16 protein-coding genes are annotated in these 19847 nt (G+C 43.8%); 12 read left to right on the forward strand and 4 right to left on the reverse strand.

What is annotated here, in order from left to right; all coding sequences use genetic code 11:
• Positions 1–83: 83 nt before the first annotated feature.
• Positions 84–992: a LysR family transcriptional regulator gene (locus R8695_RS06745; protein WP_154780001.1), complete on the reverse strand. Its 909-nt coding sequence runs from the start codon at positions 990–992 to the stop codon at positions 84–86.
• A gap of 297 nt (positions 993–1289) precedes the next feature.
• Between R8695_RS06745 and R8695_RS06750 the strand changes: the two genes are divergently transcribed.
• The 5 genes from R8695_RS06750 to R8695_RS06770 all read left to right on the forward strand — a co-directional run bounded on the left by R8695_RS06750 (position 1290) and on the right by R8695_RS06770 (position 7904).
• On the forward strand, positions 1290–2132 hold the full coding sequence (locus R8695_RS06750; protein WP_022381137.1) for a sugar phosphate isomerase/epimerase family protein: 843 nt from the start codon (positions 1290–1292) through the stop codon (positions 2130–2132).
• A 20-nt stretch (positions 2133–2152) separates the two neighbouring features.
• Positions 2153–4078, forward strand: coding sequence for an oxidoreductase (locus tag R8695_RS06755; RefSeq protein WP_154780000.1), 1926 nt, complete (start codon positions 2153–2155; stop codon positions 4076–4078).
• Positions 4079–4172: 94 nt separating this feature from the next.
• Complete coding sequence (gene aroE, locus R8695_RS06760) at positions 4173–5057, forward strand: shikimate dehydrogenase (protein ID WP_154779999.1); 885 nt, start codon at positions 4173–4175, stop codon at positions 5055–5057.
• A gap of 70 nt (positions 5058–5127) precedes the next feature.
• A complete protein-coding gene (locus R8695_RS06765; protein ID WP_154779998.1) occupies positions 5128–6327 on the forward strand; it encodes an MFS transporter in 1200 nt (399 codons plus the stop codon).
• A 209-nt stretch (positions 6328–6536) separates the two neighbouring features.
• Positions 6537–7904 (forward strand): SulP family inorganic anion transporter, encoded by a 1368-nt coding sequence (locus R8695_RS06770; RefSeq protein ID WP_154779997.1) that lies wholly within the window; start codon positions 6537–6539, stop codon positions 7902–7904.
• Between the two features lie 184 nt (positions 7905–8088).
• On the opposite strand, the gene aroD is transcribed toward R8695_RS06770, so the two are convergent.
• The 3 genes from aroD to R8695_RS06785 all read right to left on the reverse strand — a co-directional run bounded on the left by aroD (position 8089) and on the right by R8695_RS06785 (position 11959).
• On the reverse strand, positions 8089–8850 hold the full coding sequence (aroD, locus tag R8695_RS06775) for a type I 3-dehydroquinate dehydratase (RefSeq protein WP_154779996.1): 762 nt from the start codon (positions 8848–8850) through the stop codon (positions 8089–8091).
• Between the two features lie 193 nt (positions 8851–9043).
• Positions 9044–9922, reverse strand: coding sequence for a shikimate dehydrogenase (locus R8695_RS06780; protein WP_118509034.1), 879 nt, complete (start codon positions 9920–9922; stop codon positions 9044–9046).
• A gap of 36 nt (positions 9923–9958) precedes the next feature.
• Positions 9959–11959 carry an oxidoreductase gene (locus R8695_RS06785; RefSeq protein WP_154779995.1) on the reverse strand — a complete coding sequence of 667 codons (2001 nt, stop codon included), beginning with the start codon at positions 11957–11959 and terminating at the stop codon, positions 9959–9961.
• Between the two features lie 344 nt (positions 11960–12303).
• On the opposite strand from R8695_RS06785, the gene R8695_RS06790 reads away from it, so the two are divergent.
• The 7 genes from R8695_RS06790 to cmk all read left to right on the forward strand — a co-directional run bounded on the left by R8695_RS06790 (position 12304) and on the right by cmk (position 19846).
• Positions 12304–13740, forward strand: coding sequence for an acyl-CoA carboxylase subunit beta (locus R8695_RS06790; protein ID WP_118509032.1), 1437 nt, complete (start codon positions 12304–12306; stop codon positions 13738–13740).
• A gap of 14 nt (positions 13741–13754) precedes the next feature.
• On the forward strand, positions 13755–14507 hold the full coding sequence (locus R8695_RS06795; RefSeq protein WP_167515458.1) for an OadG family transporter subunit: 753 nt from the start codon (positions 13755–13757) through the stop codon (positions 14505–14507).
• A gap of 29 nt (positions 14508–14536) precedes the next feature.
• Entirely contained in the window at positions 14537–14905 is a 369-nt protein-coding gene (locus R8695_RS06800; RefSeq protein ID WP_118509031.1) for a biotin/lipoyl-binding carrier protein, read from the forward strand.
• 16 nt (positions 14906–14921) lie between these two features.
• On the forward strand, positions 14922–16070 hold the full coding sequence (locus tag R8695_RS06805; protein WP_119233584.1) for a sodium ion-translocating decarboxylase subunit beta: 1149 nt from the start codon (positions 14922–14924) through the stop codon (positions 16068–16070).
• A gap of 92 nt (positions 16071–16162) precedes the next feature.
• A complete protein-coding gene (locus R8695_RS06810) occupies positions 16163–17575 on the forward strand; it encodes an oxaloacetate decarboxylase subunit alpha (RefSeq protein WP_118509030.1) in 1413 nt (470 codons plus the stop codon).
• 248 nt (positions 17576–17823) lie between these two features.
• Positions 17824–19092, forward strand: a complete 1269-nt coding sequence (locus R8695_RS06815) for a BaiN/RdsA family NAD(P)/FAD-dependent oxidoreductase (RefSeq protein ID WP_154779994.1) — start codon at positions 17824–17826, stop codon at positions 19090–19092.
• Positions 19093–19174: 82 nt separating this feature from the next.
• Complete coding sequence (cmk, locus tag R8695_RS06820; RefSeq protein ID WP_154779993.1) at positions 19175–19846, forward strand: (d)CMP kinase; 672 nt, start codon at positions 19175–19177, stop codon at positions 19844–19846.
• The last annotated feature ends 1 nt before the right edge of the window (position 19847 follow it).

Below are 19847 nucleotides of genomic sequence, written 5' to 3' on the forward strand. Positions count from 1 at the left end.
GTAATAACATAAACAAAGACCGTTTTCTATATACATGTGCCCATAAAGATACAACGCTGTATATAAAAACGGTCTTGTTGTATTTAGCTTGTCTTATAATCCCATTCCTTCTGTGCCTGTTCGATTACATAATTCTTAAAAGCCTCCACAACAGGCGGATGATAAACATTCTTTAACATTGCCATATAGAAGTTTCTCTGCCAGCTTGGAGATACAAGAGGCAGAATCTTTACATTCAGTGATTGCAGGATAGGAATATTGGGAGCCACACAGATACCAAATCCATTGGAGACAAAGCCTGCAGCAACCTGATCTTCATCAATCTCATAGGCAACATCCGGTTTCTGACCGATGCGCTCAAACAATCCGTCAATAATATGTCTCAGACCACTTCTTTTCTTAAATATGATCTGTTTATAAGGAATAGTATCCTCCAGACAAACCTCCTCTTTTGCTGCCAGCGGATGGTCAGAAGGTACGATCACCACCAGTTCCTGTCTGGCAACAGGTATAAATTCAATCAGTGGTTCATTATCAATCATAGAGCAGAAACCCAGATCATATTTTTTCTCTTTTAAACCATTTAAAATATCAGCTGTTAAAACTTTGTCACAATACAGATTAAAATCAATCTTTTTCGTTGGATTTACCGCGAGAAATCCTCTCATGATCTTCGGGAGAAAGTCAATTCCCAGAGTGCGCAGGAATGCAACATCAATACAGCCCTCTCCCTTACCGGCCAGCTTCAGGCTGTTCACAGAAGAGTCCAGACGGTTCAGCACTTCTTCAACGTCTTTGAGAAAAACCTTTCCATATTTGGTAAGTGTAACATTTCTTCCGTTTTTTTCAAACAGTTTTACGCCCAGTTCTTCCTCGAGAGTGGAGATCGCATAACTCAGCGAAGGCTGGGTGATCGCCAGAATATCAGCGGCTTTTGTGTAATGCTCAATATGAGCCAGCGTAGAAAAGTACCGCAGATGATACAGGTTCATAGAAAAACTCCTTTCTCTGATAAGTATTTTATAAGTGACCATATTTTATGTGCAGGCTTTCTCAGTCCTTTAATGCTTCGGAAAACTATAATTATAGTCACTCTTGCACAAATAATCCGCGCTGTATTTGTCATATACGTAGATTATATCATGATGTATTGAAAAAATCTATGAATTTAAAGGATAGAACTAATTTGTTTTATATTTAACAAAGATATATAATGCTTATATCAAAAAGATACAAAATATTATCAAAATAAATAAAAAAATTATGCGATTTTATGAGGAGGACATAAGATGTCAAAAGAATTTCCAATTACTATCAGTTCCTGGACACTGGGAGATCAGTGCAAATTTGAAGACAGAGTGATCGCTGCAAAGAACGCAGGATACGAAGGAATCGGCCTTCGTGCAGAAACTTATGTAGATGCGTTGAATGAGGGACTTTTTGACAAAGACATTCTTGCTATTCTGGACAAACATGGTATGAAAGTAACAGAGGTTGAGTACATCGTACAGTGGGCAGAAGAGCACAGATCTTACGAACAGAAATACAAAGAACAGCTCTGCTTCCATATGTGTGAATTATTTGACGTAAAACAGATCAACTGCGGTCTGATGGAAAACTATTCTGTAGAATATACTGCTCAGAAATTAAGAGAATTATGCCAGAGAGCAGGAAAATACATCATCGGTGTTGAACCAATGCCATACAGCGGAATCCCGGATATGAAAAAAGGCTGGGCAGTTGTAAAGGCAGCTGACTGCGAGAATGCAAAACTGATCATGGATACCTGGCACTGGGTAAGAGCAAATCAGCCGGTTGACCTTTCTGTGATCGAAGACATCCCTGCAGACAAGATCGTATCCATCCAGATCAACGATGTATGGGAAAGACCATATGCAACAACGATCTTAAGAGACGAATCCATGCATGACCGTCTTGCTCCCGGAACAGGAATCGGATGTACAGCAGCATTCGTTAAGATGGTAAAAGAAAAAGGAATCAAACCAAACGCAATCGGCGTAGAAGTCATCAGCGATGCAATCCTTGCAAAAGGACTTGAATATGCTGCAAACCATACATATGAGAACACAAAGAAAGTGCTTGAAGAAGCATGGCCGGAGGTTCTTCAGTAAAAAGAAAAGGAGAAGGTCACATGAAATTTAATGCAATGTTTCAGCCGATCAATATCGGACCAATGACAGTAAAGAACCGCTTCGTAGTTCCACCAATGGGAAACAACTTTGCAAACACAGACGGAAGCATGAGCGAACAGTCCGCTGCTTATTATAGTGAAAGAGCAAAAGGCGGCTTTGGTTTGATCACAATCGAAGCAACAGTAGTACATAAAGGCGCAAAGGGCGGTCCTCGCAAACCATGTCTTTATGATGACTCCACAATCGAAAGCTTCCGTAAGGTAGTAGATGCCTGTCATGCAGAGGGAGCAAAGGTTTCCGTACAGCTTCAGAATGCAGGTCCTGAAGGAAATGCAAAGAATGCAGGTGCACCGATCGAGGCAGCTACAAGCATTCCGTCAGACTGCGGAAGAGATACACCGAAGGAAGTTACAACTGAAGAAGTTTATGAACTGGTAAAAGGCTATGGCCTCGCAGCAAAGAGAGCCATGGAAGCAGGTGTAGATGCAGTTGAGATCCATATGGCACATGGCTATCTGGTAAGTACCTTCCTTTCCCCAAGAACAAATAAGAGACTGGACGAATTTGGTGGTTCCTTTGAGAACAGAATGCGTTTCTCCCGTCTGATCATTGAAGAAGTAAAGAAGATGACAGAAGGAAAAATCGCAGTTCTTGCAAGAATCAACAGCTGTGATGAAGTACCGGGTGGTCTTGATGTGCATGACAGTGCTGCGATCGCTGCATATCTGGAAGGATGCGGGCTGGATGCAATCCATGTATCCCGTGCCGTTCATATCCGTGATGAATTTATGTGGGCACCGACAGTCACACACGGCGGTTTCTCCGCTTCTCAGGTAGAAGAGATCAAACGTGCCGTATCTATCCCGGTGATCACAGTAGGACGTTATACAGAACCGCAGTTTGCGGAATTAATGGTAAAAGAAGGACGCTGCGATCTGGTTGCATTCGGACGTCAGAGTCTTGCAGATCCTTATATGCCATTAAAAGCACAGGAAGAAAGACTGGAGGATATGATCCCATGTATCGCATGTCTTCAGGGCTGCGTGGCAAACATGTATGCAGGAAAACCTGTATGCTGTCTTGTAAACCCATTCCTTGGACATGAAGCTGAGGGCATCGCTCCTGCAGAAAAAGCTAAGAAGGTAATGGTAATCGGCGGCGGTGTTGCAGGTCTTTGCGCTGCATTTATCGCACAGGAAAAAGGTCATCAGGTAACACTTTATGAAGCAAGTGATAAACTTGGCGGAAACATGCGGCTTGCTGCTTATCCTCCGGGAAAAGGCGACATCACAAACATGATCCGCAGCTATATCGTTCGCTGCCAGAAAGCAGGCGTAACAATCAAGATGAATCAGGAAGTAACTCTGGATCTTATCAAGGAAGAGAAGCCAGACAGCGTAATTGTTGCTTCCGGTTCCAGAACACTGATCCTTCCAATTGAAGGAATCAACAATCCTGCAATCATTCACGGCTCTGATCTCCTTGATGGCAAGAGAGCAGCAGGTAAGAAAGTCCTGGTTGTAGGTGGTGGAATGGTTGGATGCGAAACAGCAGCATTCCTCGGAGAGCAGAACCATGACGTAACAGTGATCGAGTTCAGAGATACTGTAGGTGCAGACGTGATCCACGAACATAGAGTTTACCTGATGAAAGATTTCGAAGATTACGGAATCAAAGAGATCACAGGCGCAAAAGTATGCAAGTTCTATGAAGACGGCGTAGAGTACGAGACAGCAGATGGACAGAGACATGAGTCAAGAGGATATGATTCAGTTATTCTTTCCATGGGATTCAGAAACTACAATCCATTTGGCGAAGAGATCAAAGCAATCGTACCGGATACCTATGTGATTGGCGATGCGATCCGCGCAAGAAGAGCACTTGATGCTACGAAAGAAGCGTATGAAGTAGCTTCTGTATTATAATTGAGAATAACTTTACAAATGAAAAAATATCCAGGTACACACAAAAAGAACGTACCTGGATGCTGACAAAAATATTTCAGGAGGCAAAAAGGAAATGGAACAGAGAATCAAAGGAACAACAGGATTAATGGCACTCATCGGAAGCCCGGTAGGACATTCAGGATCACCGGCAATGTACAACTTCAGCTTCCGTTATCACAACCTTGACTATGCTTACATGGCATTCGACATCAAGGAAGACCAGGTTCCGGCTGCTCTGGATGCAATGCGTCTTTTCAAAATGAGAGGTGCAAACGTAACTATGCCATGCAAGAACGAAGTTGCAAAACATATGGACGAGCTTTCACCAGCTGCAAGAATTATCGGTGCAGTTAACACGATCGTAAACGAAGATGGCAAGCTCATCGGTCACATCACAGATGGTATCGGATTTGTCCGCAACTTAAAAGAGCACGGCGTTGATGTGAAAGGTAAAAAAATGGTAGTTCTCGGTGCCGGCGGAGCTGCAACAGCAATCCAGGTACAGTGCGCATTAGACGGTGCAGAATCCATTTCCATTTTCAATCCGAAGGACTCATTCTTTACACGTGCAGAATCTACAGCAGAGAAGCTGAAAAAAGAAGCACCGGAATGCAAAGTTCAGGTATTTGATCTGGCAGATGAGGCAAAACTGAAAGAAGAAGTAGCAAAAGCAGATATCCTTGTAAATGCAACACTTGCAGGAATGAAGCCTCATGAAGATGTAACTCTGATCAAAGACAAATCCATGTTCCGCCCTGACCTTGTAGTAGCAGATGTTGTTTACAATCCTGCTGAAACGAGAATGGTAAAAGAAGCAAAAGAAGCAGGCTGCAAGCTTGCGATCGGCGGAAAAGGAATGCTGTTATGGCAGGGCGCTGAGTCCTATAAACTTTACACAGGATTGGAAATGCCAACTGATGAATACCAGAAATTCCAGGCAGAAAACGAAAACAAATAATTATCAGAAAGGATTCATGAATCAGGTTTCATGGATCAAGATAAAACATCTTAAATTGTAGGAGATTAAAATGAAACAGAAAACAAACAAAATGCTCATTTTCACCTCTCTTGCAGCATATTTTACCTATTTCATCCATGGAATCGGTGCTTCTATCCTTGGGCAGTACAAACCGGAGTTTGCTGCTGCCTGGGGTGCCAAGACTCTGGCAGATGGTACTCTGGATGTAAGTATGGTAGTATCTGTAATTGCGGCACTTGGACTGGGACGTCTGATTTCCCTTCCTTTCTCCGGTCCTCTGTCTGACAAATATGGACGAAGATTGAGCGGAATTATAGGTGTGCTTTGTTATGTGGCATACTTCTTTGGGATGGCCAATTCCACATCCATGGCAATGGGATATGCATTTGCAGTGATCGGTGGAATCGCAAACTCTTTCCTTGATACTTGTGTAAGCCCGACATGTATGGAAATCTATGTAAACAATCCGTCAGTAGCGAACCTGTTTACAAAGTTCTCCATCTGTCTGAGTCAGTTCCTGCTTCCGTTCCTGATCGGTATCGTAGCATCTGCAAATATGTCATACAAGACAATCTTTATTGTTGCAGGTATTGCGATCTTCATCGACGGAATCCTGATCATGATCCTTCCTTTTCCTAAGAGAGAGAAACCTGCACAAGCAAAAACTGAGAAAAAGAAATCCGGACACAGGATTTCTCCTGCAGCGATCGCAGCAATCCTGATCGGATTTACAAGTTCTTCCACATTCATGCTGTGGCTCAATTGCAACCAGGAGCTTGCACGTTCCTATGGAATGTCAGATCCATCCAAAATCCAGTCTCTGTATGCACTGGGAACCGCAGCTGCAATCCTTGCAACTGCTGCCTTCATTAAGAAAGGCTTAAAAGAGATCAATGTACTGATCATTTATCCGCTGATCTCTACCATTATGCTTGCGCTCTGCTACTTTATCCAAGCTCCGTTTATCTGTCTGGTAGGCGGTTTTGTTATCGGTTATGCAGGCGCCGGTGGTGTACTTCAGCTGGCAGTTTCCACTACAGCAGAGTTCTTCCCTGAGAACAAGGGAACAGCAACCTCTCTGGTAATGATCGCATCCAGTATCGCAAACTACACAATTTTAAGTCTTGCCGGATACATTACCAAAGTAGGCGGAAGCGGCGCACCGAGAATGATCCTGCTTCTGAACATGGCGGTGACTATCTGCGGTATTTTACTTGCACTGTTTGTAAAGAAGAACAGAAATAAGTAAGTTACAGAAACAAATAAGATACAGAAATCCCATGATGTTGAAATCCAATCCAACCGAAGATACGTTTGGACGTTACAAGCTTCAAATTCATTTTCCGGTCGGATTGGATTTCTTTTTCAATCAGATTGTTTAATAATTAACAAAAAAGATAGAAAACACATCAAAAAATATAGAAATAATCTAACAATTCACTGAAAAGGAGAATGTGTATGGCGCATACAAGAACACAAAGAAGAGAAAATGAACTGCCCTACATCCCCTTTGGACCATTTCAGATAAGACTTCCGTTTATTCACTACAAGATAGAATCTGTTGAGTTCATTCAGGGTCTGATCCTGGGCGTAACAGCACTGGCTGCCGTTCCTTATCTGGAACAGTATCTGGGGCTTCCTTATGAACTGGCATGGAGCTGTGTAATTATTGAGACATTTCTTTATCTGCTCCACAGTTTTCTGGGTGATCCGGTCGTACCGGGATGGATCACACCGACACTGCCGTTGACCATTGTATTCCTGGAAGGTTTCCCTATGGGAAAAGAACGAATACAGGCAATGATCGCATTGCAGATGCTGGTAGGTTTTGTATTCATATTTATGGGTATCACAAAGCTCGCTGATAAGTTTGTTCATGCAGTTCCGGATTCTGTCAAGGGCGGTATCCTTCTGGCAGCTCCTGTTACAGTTATGGCCGGACAGCTTGGGGAAGGCGGAAACATGCACAAATATCCGTTGGCGATTGTAGCAGGTGTTGGTCTACTGATCCTGATCAGTTTCTCTGATAAATATCAGGAGAAGAGAAAGACAAACAAATTCCTTGACTTTGTGGCAAGATACGGCAACCTTTTCCCATATCTGATCGCTATGGTAGTGGGACTTCTGGTGGGAGAACTGGATGCTCCGGGACTGGAGATCAGAACTTTTATCAAGATTCCGCAGTTTAAAGAGATCATTGATCAGGTAAGTATCTTCGGTGTGGGAATCCCGCCATTATCCATGTATATTAAAGCATTACCGCTTGCTTTGGTATGCTATGTAATTGCGTTTGGTGATTTTGTTACAACAGAGACTCTGGTAACAGAGGCAAGACAGGCACGTGATGATGAGTATATTGATTTCAATTCCAGCCGTTCCAATCTGGTCAGCGGTCTGAGAAACCTGATCCTTTCTGTCATTGCACCATTCCCGCCACTTTCAGGTCCGTTATGGGTTGGAATGACAGTATCTGTATCCATGCGTTACAAAGAAGGAAAGAAAGCGATGAAATCCCTTCTTGGAGGAATGTCCTCTTTCCGCCTGGCTACCTTCTTAAGTGTTCTGATCATTCCGGTAGTAAGTTTCTTCCGCCCGATCTTCGGTGTTGGATCATCCATTACTCTGATGTTCCAGGCATTTGTATGTGCAAGGATTGGTATGGATTACTGTAAGAGTGACCGGGACAAGATGATCGGAGGTGTAATGGCAGCAGTCCTTGCCACACAGGGAACTGCATGGGCATCTGCATGGGCTTTGGCAGTCGGCTTCGGACTGAACATTTTCCTGTCAAACTGGAGCCCATTTGAGAAGAAAGCGCTAAAATAGTCAAAGAGTTCAAAAGAGAATCTCGTAACCGGAGTTCTTTTTTTGAACTCTTTTCAGAAAATGAAAAGACCAGGAAGAGCGGTACTTCCTGGCCTTTAAACGGAGTAGGTTTTGTCAAAATTTTAAGGAGTATTTGACTAAAATAATATATAATTTGACCGGATCACGGTCAGATTACCTGAAATTATAAGCTGCTGTGAATAATATCCAGCACCTGTTTTAATTCATTCACACCGATCTGTCCAGGAGCGGAAGCCTTGGAAGCAGCGCCGAAAGTGAGAGCTGAGACGAATGTCTCACCTGTCAGACGGCTGACAACGCCTGTTCCTGCCATGGACATAGTAATGATCGGGCGGTCTGCATATTTTTCAGACATTTCCAGAGTAGCAGAAAGCAGTGTAAGAACGTCCTGTTTGCAGGTAGGCATAACTGCAATTTTCGGAATATCTGCGCCGAAATCCTGCATCATGCGGAGGCGTCTGATGATTTCATCCTTCTCCGGAGTCTTAAAGAAATCATGATTGGAAGCAATTACTTTTACACCTGCTTCATGAGCAGCATCGATGATCGTCTTAACGACATCGTCACCTGTAAATGCTTCTACATCGATTAAATCTACATAACCGCTCTGAGCAGCTGCGATATTTAAAGCAGCATAATCGCTTACAGAGATTTCTTTCTCGCCGCCTTCTTTGGAAGTACGGAAAGTAAGAAGAACCGGAATGTCTTTTAAAACATCTCGAAGTGCTTTGGCTGTTTCTAATACCTTTTTTGTAGTAAAGACATCATCGAACCAGTCTACACGCCATTCAACCACATCAACTGGAAGAGTAGTGATCTTTTTTGCTTCTTCAAGAATGTCTGTTGTTTTTTTTCCTACGATCGGAACGCAGATCTTCGGTCTGCCTTCACCGATCACAATATTTCTTACCTGAACTGTGTTCATTTTCTCATCCTCATATTTCTTATATTAAGAATAGCCGAATTGAATTAATATCTGCAGCTAAAACAGACAGCAGGACATGTACACTTTGCGCGGAGTTATATATGGCACATCCCCAGCAGTCTGTAAAAGCGGCCTATATCAAATCCCGGTATCAGAAGACTAAGCCTGATACTGGAATGAGATACCTTTAAAATCAGTCATCATAGGAGATGTGAAGGATCTCTTTCATATGCTCGATCGGCATTGGTTCGCCTGTCCATAATTCGAATGCAGCAGAACCCTGGAATAACATCATTCCAAGACCGTTCATTGTCTTGCAGCCTACTTCTTTCGCCATGGAACGCATCTTTGTTTCCAGTGGAGAGTAAGGCACATCGATAACGATCAGTTCAGGACGGAAATAGGATTTGTCAGGAACAACAGACTGTCCTTCTAATGGTTTCATTCCAACGCCAGTAGCGTTAACGAAAATGAAACTGTCATCCATTTCAGCTTTCAGTTTATCAAGGTCTGCCAGATCATAAAGAACTGCATGGCAGGATGTCTTTGCGTTGATCTTCTCTACTGTGGATACTGCACGATCCCAGAATTCATCCTTGCGGTTGAAGATTGTGATCTCAGCAACACCGTCTAATGCAGCCTGGATCTCGATAGCAGTAGCAGCGCCGCCTGCACCGACGATTGTCATTTTCTTTCCGATCACATCAATATCGTTGTCTTTCAGAGCAGACATAAATCCGATACCATCTGTGATGTGGCCTGTAAGATGACCATTGTCGTTTACGATCGTGTTGACGGCACCGCATAATTCTGCTGCAGGAGAGAGCTCATCCAGATATTTTCCAACCAGAGTTTTGTTCGGCATGGAAACATTGGAACCTCTCATTTTCAGCGTACGGATCGCTTTTACTGCGTCTTCGATTTCATCTGCACCAACCTCGAATGCAAGGTAAGCGTAGTCATACCCAAGTTTTGCAAAAGCCTCATTCTGCATTGCAGGAGAGCTGGAGTGACGGATCGGGTAAGCCATCAGACCGATTAATTCAGTATGTCCGGTAATTCTTTCAGCCATTATAATAGCTCCTTTCGTAATTTGTTGTAAAGTATTTTACTGAAGATATCCCATCAGAGAAAGTGTGTTGAGGATATTTCTTCCTTCCATAGTTCCGTCGATGATTCTTCTTGCACGTTTGCTGTCACCGATATTCAGAATTTCTATATCTTCGGAAGCGAATGCATTTGCCAGTTCTGTATAAAGCTGTCCCTGAGCTCTCATACCAAGACATACAAAGCCATAGTCAAATGGAAGTTCGCGCTCGCCCTGTGCATCTTTTACAAGGAAAGAGCTGTCTTTTACTTCCTGAAGGGCTGTTTTTGTAAGCTGAGCTACATGGTGTTTCTTCATCTGATCTTTCATATCATTCTTTGTAACAGGGTCAAGGTCACGTCCGATCTGATCCATCATCTCTACAATAGAGATTTCAGCATTTCTTGCTGCGAAGAATTCTACAACGTCAAGACCAACAGCACCGCCGCCGACAACAACAACTTTCTTGCCTGTCATATCTTCCGGATAGTCGTTGATATGGTTGATCATTCCAAGGATAGAAGCAACTTTGCCGCCTTCTTTATCGATACGGTCATGAAGACCTTTGATCGGAGGAAGCAGTGGTGCGGAACCAGTGGAGGTTACGATCAGGTTTGGATGGAACTTGCGGATATTTTCCGGTGTTCCTTCTGTATTCTTGAAGATGTAAAGGTTGTCAAGCTGCTCTGCTCTGTGGATCTGGTAGTTCGGGAAGTCAGCCAGACGTTTCTTTGCAGGAATCTTGGAGATGATAGAGGCAAGACCGCCAAGAGTTTCGCCTTTTTCCAAAAGGAAAGTGTTACAGCCTACTTCAGCGGCTGTACAGGCAGCTTCCAGTCCGGCAGTACCACCGCCGATAACTACAACGTTACAGTTTTTATTTACATGCTGTTTCTTATAAACATCGCCTTCAAGTACGGATGGGTTTACAGTACAGCGGATCGGGCGGTTGAAGCCGATTCTGTTTCCGGCACATCCGATATTACAGGAGATACATTTACGAAGATCACATTCTTTGCCTGCAGCAACTTTGTTTACCCATGCAGGTTCTGCGATCAGGCCACGTCCCATACCGATCAGGTCTGCATCGCCGTCTGCAAGAATCTGTTCAGCAACCTTCGGGTCACGGATGTTACCCATGGAGATACATGGCTTGCCGAATTTTTCCTTGACAGCTTTTGGCATGTAGGAACGCCATCCGTCTTTCATGTAGTTTGCATCGATCTGATACTGGATAGAACCATTTAAACCGCAGGAAACGTCGAAGATATCAACTTCGTCCTGTACATATTCAAGGTATTCCAGAGTATCTTCCAGAGTGTTTCCGCCTTCCATCAGTTCGTCTGCACTGAGACGGAGCAGGATCGGGAAGAATGGTCCAACCTGTTTTCTTACTTCTTCGATGACCATACGGCAAAAACGTGTTCTGTTTTCTACAGATCCGCCAAATTCATCAGTACGTTTGTTTGTCAGAGGGGAGAGAAACTGGCTGATCAGATAGGAATGCCCTGCGTGGATTTCTACTGCATCAAAACCTGCTGCCTGAGCTCTCTTGGCTGCTTCTCCGTATTTCTTTACAATATGATGGATCTCTTCTACAGTTAACGGACGCGGGATTTCACCGCCGTCTTTGGAAGGTACATCAGATGCGGAAACCGGCTGCATATTTGTACGGGAAGAAACTGCGGAAGCACCTGCATGGTTGATCTGAATTGCAACACAGGTACCGTATTTGTGAATTTCTTCTGTAAATTTGTACAGACGTGGTAGATAGTTGTCATGGTCAATACGAAGCTGAGTAGTTCCGTTGGAACCCTGCGGAGAATCTACACTTGCGTTCTCTACGATGATCAGACCGGTGCCGCCTTTTGCGCGTTCTTTGTAATAATTGATATGAAGAAAACTCATTTCTCCATTCTGTTCTCCGTAGTTAGTTCCCATAGGCATCATAACAATACGGTTTTTGATAGTCATATTTTTTATTGTAAGTGGTGTGAAAATATGCTGATAATTGCTTTTCATTATGCGTTTCCTCCTGGATTTTTTACTGGATTTCTTTGATATGTTAATTATATAACAAAGCATTCCGTAAATCTAATTGATAATACCTGCTATATAATAAAATTAATCTATTGTTTTTCGAAAAAATCTGGTATGCTTGATATGCTGTTCAGGTCAGAAAATAGAAATATGTTTTATTAAGTGAAAGATGCCGGATAAAACAGGCTTTTTTAACTTTCTGCCATTTTTTTAACAAAAAAGTCAAAAAATTATTGAAATATCCTTCCAAAAAAGGTAGAATTATAATCGGCTAAATTTTTGGGTTAACTTTTAAAAATTCTCATAAAGATGGAGGGCAAACAAGAATGAGTAATGCAACACAAAGCTTAGCAGGCACAAGAATTACTTCTTTGCTTGACGCAAACAGTTTTGTCGAAATCGGTCAGAGCGTAACAGCCAGATCTACAGATTTCAACATCACTGAAAACAAAGCACCATCTGACGGTGTTATCACCGGATATGGCGTAATCGATGACAAACTGGTTTACGTATACAGCCAGGATGCATCTGTATTAAACGGTACTGTTGGTGAAATGCATGCGAAGAAAATTACCAGACTTTATGATCTGGCAATGAAAACAGGTGCACCGGTTATCGGACTGGTTGACTGCGCAGGTATCCGTCTTCAGGAAGCTACAGATGCTCTGGAAGCTTTTGGCGAGATTTATCTGAAACAGACACTGGCTTCCGGCGTTGTTCCGCAGATCACAGCTGTATTCGGAACCTGTGGCGGTGGTATGGCAGTTATTCCTGCTCTTACAGATTTCACATTTGTAGAAGAGAAAAAAGGAAAAATGTTCATCAATACACCAAACGCACTGGAAGGAAATAACAAAGACAAATGCGACACAGCAGCTGCAGCATTCCAGAGTGCTGAAACAGGTGTGATCGATGGTGTTGGTACAGAAGAAGAAATCATTGGCCAGATTCGTTCTTTAGTATCACTTCTTCCTTCTAATAACGAAGATACAGATAACTACACAGAATGCACAGATGATCTGAACCGTGTATGTGCAGATCTTGCGAACTGTGCAGGTGACACAGCAATCGCTCTGTCACAGATTGCTGACAACGGCGTATTTTTTGAGACAAAAGCTGATTTCGCGAAAGACATGGTTACAGGATTTGTCCGCTTAAACGGAGCTACTGTAGGTGCTGTTGCGAACAGAAGTGAAGTATACGATGCTGAAGGCAATAAGACAGAAGAATTTGACGGAACCATCTCTGCAAGAGGTGCAAGAAAAGCAGCTGATTTCGTGAAATTCTGTGATGCTTTTGATATTCCGGTACTGACTCTTACCAATGCAACAGGCTTCAAAGCCACTGTATGCAGTGAGAAGATGATGGCGAAATCTGTCGGAGAACTGGTTGCTGCATTTGCAGACGCTACAGTTCCGAAGGTAAACGTAGTGATCGGTAAGGCTTACGGTACAGCATACGTTGCAATGAACAGCAAATCCATCGGTGCAGATCTTGTATATGCATGGGATAACGCAGAAATCGGTATGATGGATGCTTCCCTCGCTGCAAAGATCATGTATGCAGATGCTGACGCTGCTACATTAAACGAGAAAGCTGCTCAGTACAGAGAACTTCAGAATGGTGTCGCTTCTGCAGCTGAAAGAGGCTATGTTGATACTGTGATCAGCCCGGCTGACACAAGAAAATATGTAATCGGTGCATTTGAAATGCTGTTCACAAAAAGGGAAGATCGTCCGTCTAAGAAACACGGAACGGTCTAAGCGAGGTGAAGCATATGAAGACATTCAAAAAAATAACTTCTGTCTGCATGGCACTTCTCGTAATGGCTGCACTGATCATCGGCAGTACTTCCATGGTATTTGCTGCTGATAAGGTTGATGACTCTGTAAAAAACACACTGGTAAACACCGCTGAGGGTCTTACAGATACCATCATCGGACTGGCAGATGCAGATATTGAGAATTACCTGAATTCAGGAGACGACTTTACTACAAGTGCCATGCAGTCCTGGCAGTCTTCCAAAGATGAACTTGGATCAAAGAAGGACAAAAATGGCGAAACTTCTGTAACTTTAAAGGATGACCAGTACACAGTTACAGTTCCTGTGAAATTCGAGAAAGCAGATGCAAACTTTGTTTATGTATTCGATTCTACAGGAACACCTGTTTCCCTGTCTGTAGACGTACAGTACGGCATGGGAAAAACTCTCCAGAGAGCAGGACTTAACACTCTGATGGGTATTGGAACTGTATTCGTAATGCTGATTTTATTAAGTCTTCTGATCTCTCTGTTCAGATTCATCCCGAATCCTGAAGCAAAGAAAGCAGCAGAAGCCAAAGCAGCTAAGGAAGTAAAAGAAGCAGAAGCAGCTGCAGCAGCTCCAGCAGTACAGGCAGCAGAAGAAAACCTTGCAGATGACGGAGAACTGGTAGCTGTTATCGCAGCAGCAATTGCAGCAGCAGAAGGAACTACAACAGACGGATTCGTAGTTCGTTCCATCCGCAAAGTAAAAAGAAATAGAAGATAATTGAAAGAATCGTTTAGGAGGATTTTAAAATGAAAAGCTATACAATTACAGTAAACGGTACAGCATATGAAGTAACTGTTGAAGAAACAGGAAGCGTATCCGCTCCGGCAGCAGCTCCAGCTGCAGCACCTAAGGCAGCTCCGAAAGCAGCACCAAAAGCAGCAGCTCCTGCAGCAGGCGCAGGTTCAGTGAAAGTAACTGCTTCCGTACCAGGAAAAGTTGTCAAAGTAGCAGCAAGCGTTGGACAGGCAGTAAAGGCCGGAGACAGCGTAGTTATTCTTGAATCCATGAAAATGGAAATCCCTGTAGTAGCTCCTCAGGACGGTACCATTGCAAGCATTGATGTTGCAGAAGGTGCCTCTGTAGAAAACGGAGATACTTTAGCAACAATGAACTAAGACGGGAGGTAGTCAAATGTCTTATGTAACAGAAACATTGTCCAACCTGATTCATCAGACAGCATTCTTTAATCTGACATGGGGCAATTACCTGATGATCGCAGTAGCCTGCGTATTCCTTTACCTTGCTATCAAGAAAGGATTCGAGCCGCTTCTGCTTGTTCCTATCGCATTCGGTATGCTGCTTGTAAATATCTATCCGGACATTATGGCAAATCCGGAAGATATGTCCAATGGTGTAGGTGGACTTCTTCATTATTTCTACATCCTTGATGAGTGGAGTATCTTACCATCCCTGATCTTCATGGGTGTAGGTGCCATGACAGACTTCGGTCCGCTGATCGCCAACCCGATCAGCTTCCTGATGGGTGCAGCAGCACAGCTTGGTATCTATGCAGCTTACTTCCTTGCAATTTTCCTTGGATTCAACGGAAAAGCAGCAGCAGCAATCTCCATCATCGGTGGTGCTGATGGCCCGACTTCCATTTTCCTTGCAGGTAAACTGGGACAGTCTGCACTGATGGGACCGATCGCAGTGGCAGCATATTCCTATATGTCACTGGTTCCGATCATCCAGCCGCCTATCATGAAACTCTGCACAACAGAGAAAGAACGTAAGATCAAAATGGATCAGCTTCGTCCGGTTTCCAAACTGGAGAAGATCCTGTTCCCGATCGTTATCACAATCGTTGTTTGTCTGATCTTGCCTACAACAGCTCCTCTGGTTGGTATGCTCATGCTTGGTAACCTGTTCAGAGAGTGCGGCGTTGTAAAACAGCTGACAGAAACAGCTTCCAATGCCCTGATGTATATCGTAGTTATCCTTCTGGGTACATCTGTAGGTGCTTCCACAAGTGCAGAAGCATTCTTAAATGCAGATACTCTGAAGATCGTAGTTTTAGGTCTTGTTGCATTCGCAATCGGTACATTCGGTGGATGTATGCTTGGTAAACTGCTTTGCAAACTGACTCACGGACGTATCAACCCGCTGATCGGTTCCGCAGGTGTATCCGCAGTACCTATGGCAGCCCGTGTATCCCAGAAAGTGGGTGCAGAGGCAGATCCTACAAACTTCCTTCTGATGCACGCAATGGGTCCGAACGTTGCCGGTGTTATCGGTACAGCCGTAGCAGCCGGAACATTCATGGCTATTTTTGGTGTATAATTGAATCAATCATTTTTCTGCCTTTACCGCAGTATGCGGTAAAAGCGGGAGAATTTCAGGATTTTTACAGAACTATATAAGGAGATATAATAATGGCAGAATTAGAGAAAAAACCTGTTAAAATTGTGGAAACCATTCTCCGTGATGCTCATCAGTCTCAGATCGCAACACGTATGACCACAGAACAGATGCTTCCGATCGTAGATAAACTTGATAAAGTCGGCTATCACGCAGTAGAGTGCTGGGGTGGTGCAACATTCGATGCATCCCTTCGTTTCCTTCACGAAGATCCATGGGAAAGACTTCGTAAATTACGTGATGGCTTCAAGAACACAAAACTTCAGATGCTTTTCCGTGGACAGAACATCCTTGGATACCGTCCATATGCAGACGATGTTGTAGAATATTTCGTACAGAAATCTGCTGCAAACGGAATTGATATCATCCGTATTTTTGACTGCCTCAATGACCTTCGTAACCTTCAGACAGCTGTAAGCGCTGCAAACAAAGAGAAGGCTCATGCACAGGTAGCTCTTTCCTACACATTAGGAGATGCTTACACACTGGAATACTGGACAGACATTGCAAAACGTATCGAAGATATGGGCGCTGATTCCATCTGTATCAAAGATATGGCAGGTCTTCTCCTTCCAAACAAAGCTACAGAGCTTGTTACAGCATTAAAAGAAACAGTTAAGATCCCGATCGATCTTCATACACATTACACATCAGGTGTAGCTTCCATGACTTACTTAAAAGCAGTAGAAGCTGGTGTAGATATCATCGATACAGCAATGTCCCCATTCGCACTGGGTACTTCCCAGCCTGCAACTGAAGTTATGGTTGAGACATTCAAGGGAACACCATATGACACAGGATTCGACCAGAAACTTCTTTCTGAGATCGCTGACTACTTCCGTCCGATCCGTGACGAAGCTCTTGACAGCGGACTGCTCAATCCGAAGAATCTTGGTGTTAACATCAAGACTTTACTGTACCAGGTACCGGGCGGTATGCTCTCCAACCTGACTTCTCAGCTGAAAGAACAGCACGCAGAAGACAAATTCTACGATGTTCTCGAGGAAGTTCCGCGTGTACGTAAAGACCTTGGTGAACCGCCACTTGTTACTCCGTCTTCCCAGATCGTTGGTACACAGGCTGTATTCAACGTACTTATGGGCGAGAGATACAAAATGGTTACAAAAGAAACAAAGGATATCCTGTTAGGAAAATACGGCGCAACTGTAAAACCGTTCAATCCGGAAGTGCAGAAGAAGTGCATCGGCGATGAGAAACCGATCACCTGCCGTCCTGCAGATCTTCTTGACAACGAACTTGAGAAACTTGAGAGCGAAATGGCTCAGTACAAGGAACAGGATGAGGACGTATTAACATACGCACTGTTCCCACAGGTAGCTATGGACTTCTTCAAATACCGTCAGGCTCAGAAAACAAAAGTTGATGAGACAGCAGCAGACAAGAAGAACGGAGCATATCCAGTTTAACCGAATCAAGTAAGTCCCCTGCTTCAATTGCGAAAAGCAATAAGCAGTGGGTGGGGACTTGCTTGTATCAGAAGGAGTGCAAGCTCCTTCTGATAAACTGCGGAGCAGTTATTCGGTTATGAGCAAGTAGCGAAGCGGATTGCGAATATCCGCTTGACTAATTAAATATGTCAAAACGAAAAAAGGAGCTTGCGCATGCAGGCTCCTTTGCGTTATGATAGAGGAATGTAATACTAGGAGGACATTCCATGAGTAAAGTTTTGATCATCGGCGGCGGAGCGGCCGGAATGATGGCGGGAGTTTTCGCAGCCCGGAACCATCATGAAGTTCATATATTAGAGAAAAATGAGAAACTGGGAAAGAAAGTTTTTATTACAGGAAAAGGCAGATGTAACGTAGCCAACGCCTGTGATACAGAAGAACTCTTCCCGGCAGTAATGAGTAATCCAAAGTTTCTCTACAGCGGATTCTATTCATTCGGTCCACAGGACGTTATGGACTTCTTTGAAGAAGCAGGTGTTCCTTTGAAGGTGGAAAGAGGAAACCGCGTCTTCCCACAGTCTGATCATTCCTCAGACATTATCCGTGCCCTGGAGCGCGAACTGAAGAAAGCAGGAGCCAGGGTTCATCTTCATACAGCTGTAAAAAAAGTAGTAAAAGAACGGATCTCTGATCCGGAGACTGGCATAGAGAAAGAAAAAATTACAGGTGTAATTCTGGCAGATGGTACCTTTATGGAAGGCGATGCAGTTATCGTAGCTACCGGCGGTTTTTCTTATCAGAGTACAGGCTCTACAGGAGACGGTTATCGCTTCGCGGAAGAACTGGGGCTGAAAGTTACAGACATCAGCCCATCTCTGGTTCCACTGAAGACGAAAGAAGACTATATTCCGAAACTGCAGGGGCTTTCCCTGAAGAATACGGGACTTACCATAAAGAACGGAAAGAAAGTACTGTACGAAGATTTCGGTGAAATGATGTTCACCCATTTCGGAGTCACAGGCCCTATGGTCCTGTCTGCCAGCGCCCATATCGGCAGCAAGCTGGCGAAAGCTCCCAATGGTGAACTGACCGCATATCTGGATCTGAAACCTGCCCTTACAAGAGAACAGCTGGATGCAAGGATTTTGAGAGAGTTTGAGTCAGGCCAGAATAAACAGTTTAAAAATGTGATAGGAGTACTTTTTCCCTCATCCCTGACCCCGGTAATGTTGGAACTGGGCGGGATCCCTGCAGATAAGAAGATCCATGATATCTCAAGGGAAGAGAGACAGCATTTTATAGATCTGATAAAGGCATTTCCATTTACCATTACAGGAATGGGAGAATTCAAGGAAGCTATTATCACCAAAGGTGGTGTTTCCGTAAAAGAGATCAATCCCGGAACTATGGAATCAAAAAAAATTTCAGGTCTGTATTTCGCAGGGGAAGTGCTGGATCTGGATGCGGTAACAGGCGGCTATAATCTACAGATCGCATGGTCTACCGCTTATCTGGCAGCACAGGCAATCGCCTGAAAACCCGGGACATGGGGAGTTAAGAATCAATAAAAAGCGGAGTGATCCGTAAAATATAATTAAAGATCAGGAGGAACTTCAAATGGGCTGTAATATCGCCATTGACGGACCTGCAGGAGCAGGTAAAAGCACAATTGCAAAGAAAGTAGCGAAAGAATTATCTTTTATCTATGTGGATACAGGAGCCATGTACAGAGCCATGGCGTACTATCTGCTGAGCCAGGGCATCAAAGGAGATGAGCAGGAAGCCATCGCAGAGAAATGTCAGGGAGCAGATATTTCTATTGAATATAAAGACGGTGAGCAGATCGTGATCCTGAACGGAGAGAACGTAAATGGGGTGATCCGTACAGAAGAAGTAGGAAATATGGCTTCTGTAAGTTCTGCAAACCCGAAAGTCAGAGAACATCTTCTGAAACTCCAGAGAACTTTGGCAGCCAGCAATGATGTAGTGATGGACGGAAGAGATATCGGCACAACCATCCTGCCGGATGCAGAAGTAAAGATTTACCTTACAGCAAGTCCTGAAACCAGAGCGAAAAGAAGAGCTCTGGAGTACGAACAGAAAGGGATTGCCTGTGATATAAACCAGATCTGCCAGGATATCGTAGCCCGTGACCTGCGTGATATGAACAGAGAGATCTCTCCTCTTAAACAGGCAGAAGACGCAGTGCTTGTGGATTCTTCAGAAATGGGGATCGATGAAGTGGTAAATGCGATCCTTCATGTTTACAGACAGAAAGTGCAGGCATAAA

This window comes from Blautia luti, assembly GCF_033096465.1.
Taxonomy (GTDB): domain Bacteria; phylum Bacillota; class Clostridia; order Lachnospirales; family Lachnospiraceae; genus Blautia_A; species Blautia_A luti.

Coding starts and splice junctions, on each gene's coding strand:
- R8695_RS06745 (WP_154780001.1), bottom strand. CDS start 992: ATGAACCTGTATCATCTGCGGTACTTTTCTACGCTGGCTCATATTGAG.
- R8695_RS06750 (WP_022381137.1), top strand. CDS start 1,290: ATGTCAAAAGAATTTCCAATTACTATCAGTTCCTGGACACTGGGAGAT.
- R8695_RS06755 (WP_154780000.1), top strand. CDS start 2,153: ATGAAATTTAATGCAATGTTTCAGCCGATCAATATCGGACCAATGACA.
- aroE (WP_154779999.1), top strand. CDS start 4,173: ATGGAACAGAGAATCAAAGGAACAACAGGATTAATGGCACTCATCGGA.
- R8695_RS06765 (WP_154779998.1), top strand. CDS start 5,128: ATGAAACAGAAAACAAACAAAATGCTCATTTTCACCTCTCTTGCAGCA.
- R8695_RS06770 (WP_154779997.1), top strand. CDS start 6,537: ATGGCGCATACAAGAACACAAAGAAGAGAAAATGAACTGCCCTACATC.
- aroD (WP_154779996.1), bottom strand. CDS start 8,850: ATGAACACAGTTCAGGTAAGAAATATTGTGATCGGTGAAGGCAGACCG.
- R8695_RS06780 (WP_118509034.1), bottom strand. CDS start 9,922: ATGGCTGAAAGAATTACCGGACATACTGAATTAATCGGTCTGATGGCT.
- R8695_RS06785 (WP_154779995.1), bottom strand. CDS start 11,959: ATGAAAAGCAATTATCAGCATATTTTCACACCACTTACAATAAAAAAT.
- R8695_RS06790 (WP_118509032.1), top strand. CDS start 12,304: ATGAGTAATGCAACACAAAGCTTAGCAGGCACAAGAATTACTTCTTTG.
- R8695_RS06795 (WP_167515458.1), top strand. CDS start 13,755: ATGAAGACATTCAAAAAAATAACTTCTGTCTGCATGGCACTTCTCGTA.
- R8695_RS06800 (WP_118509031.1), top strand. CDS start 14,537: ATGAAAAGCTATACAATTACAGTAAACGGTACAGCATATGAAGTAACT.
- R8695_RS06805 (WP_119233584.1), top strand. CDS start 14,922: ATGTCTTATGTAACAGAAACATTGTCCAACCTGATTCATCAGACAGCA.
- R8695_RS06810 (WP_118509030.1), top strand. CDS start 16,163: ATGGCAGAATTAGAGAAAAAACCTGTTAAAATTGTGGAAACCATTCTC.
- R8695_RS06815 (WP_154779994.1), top strand. CDS start 17,824: ATGAGTAAAGTTTTGATCATCGGCGGCGGAGCGGCCGGAATGATGGCG.
- cmk (WP_154779993.1), top strand. CDS start 19,175: ATGGGCTGTAATATCGCCATTGACGGACCTGCAGGAGCAGGTAAAAGC.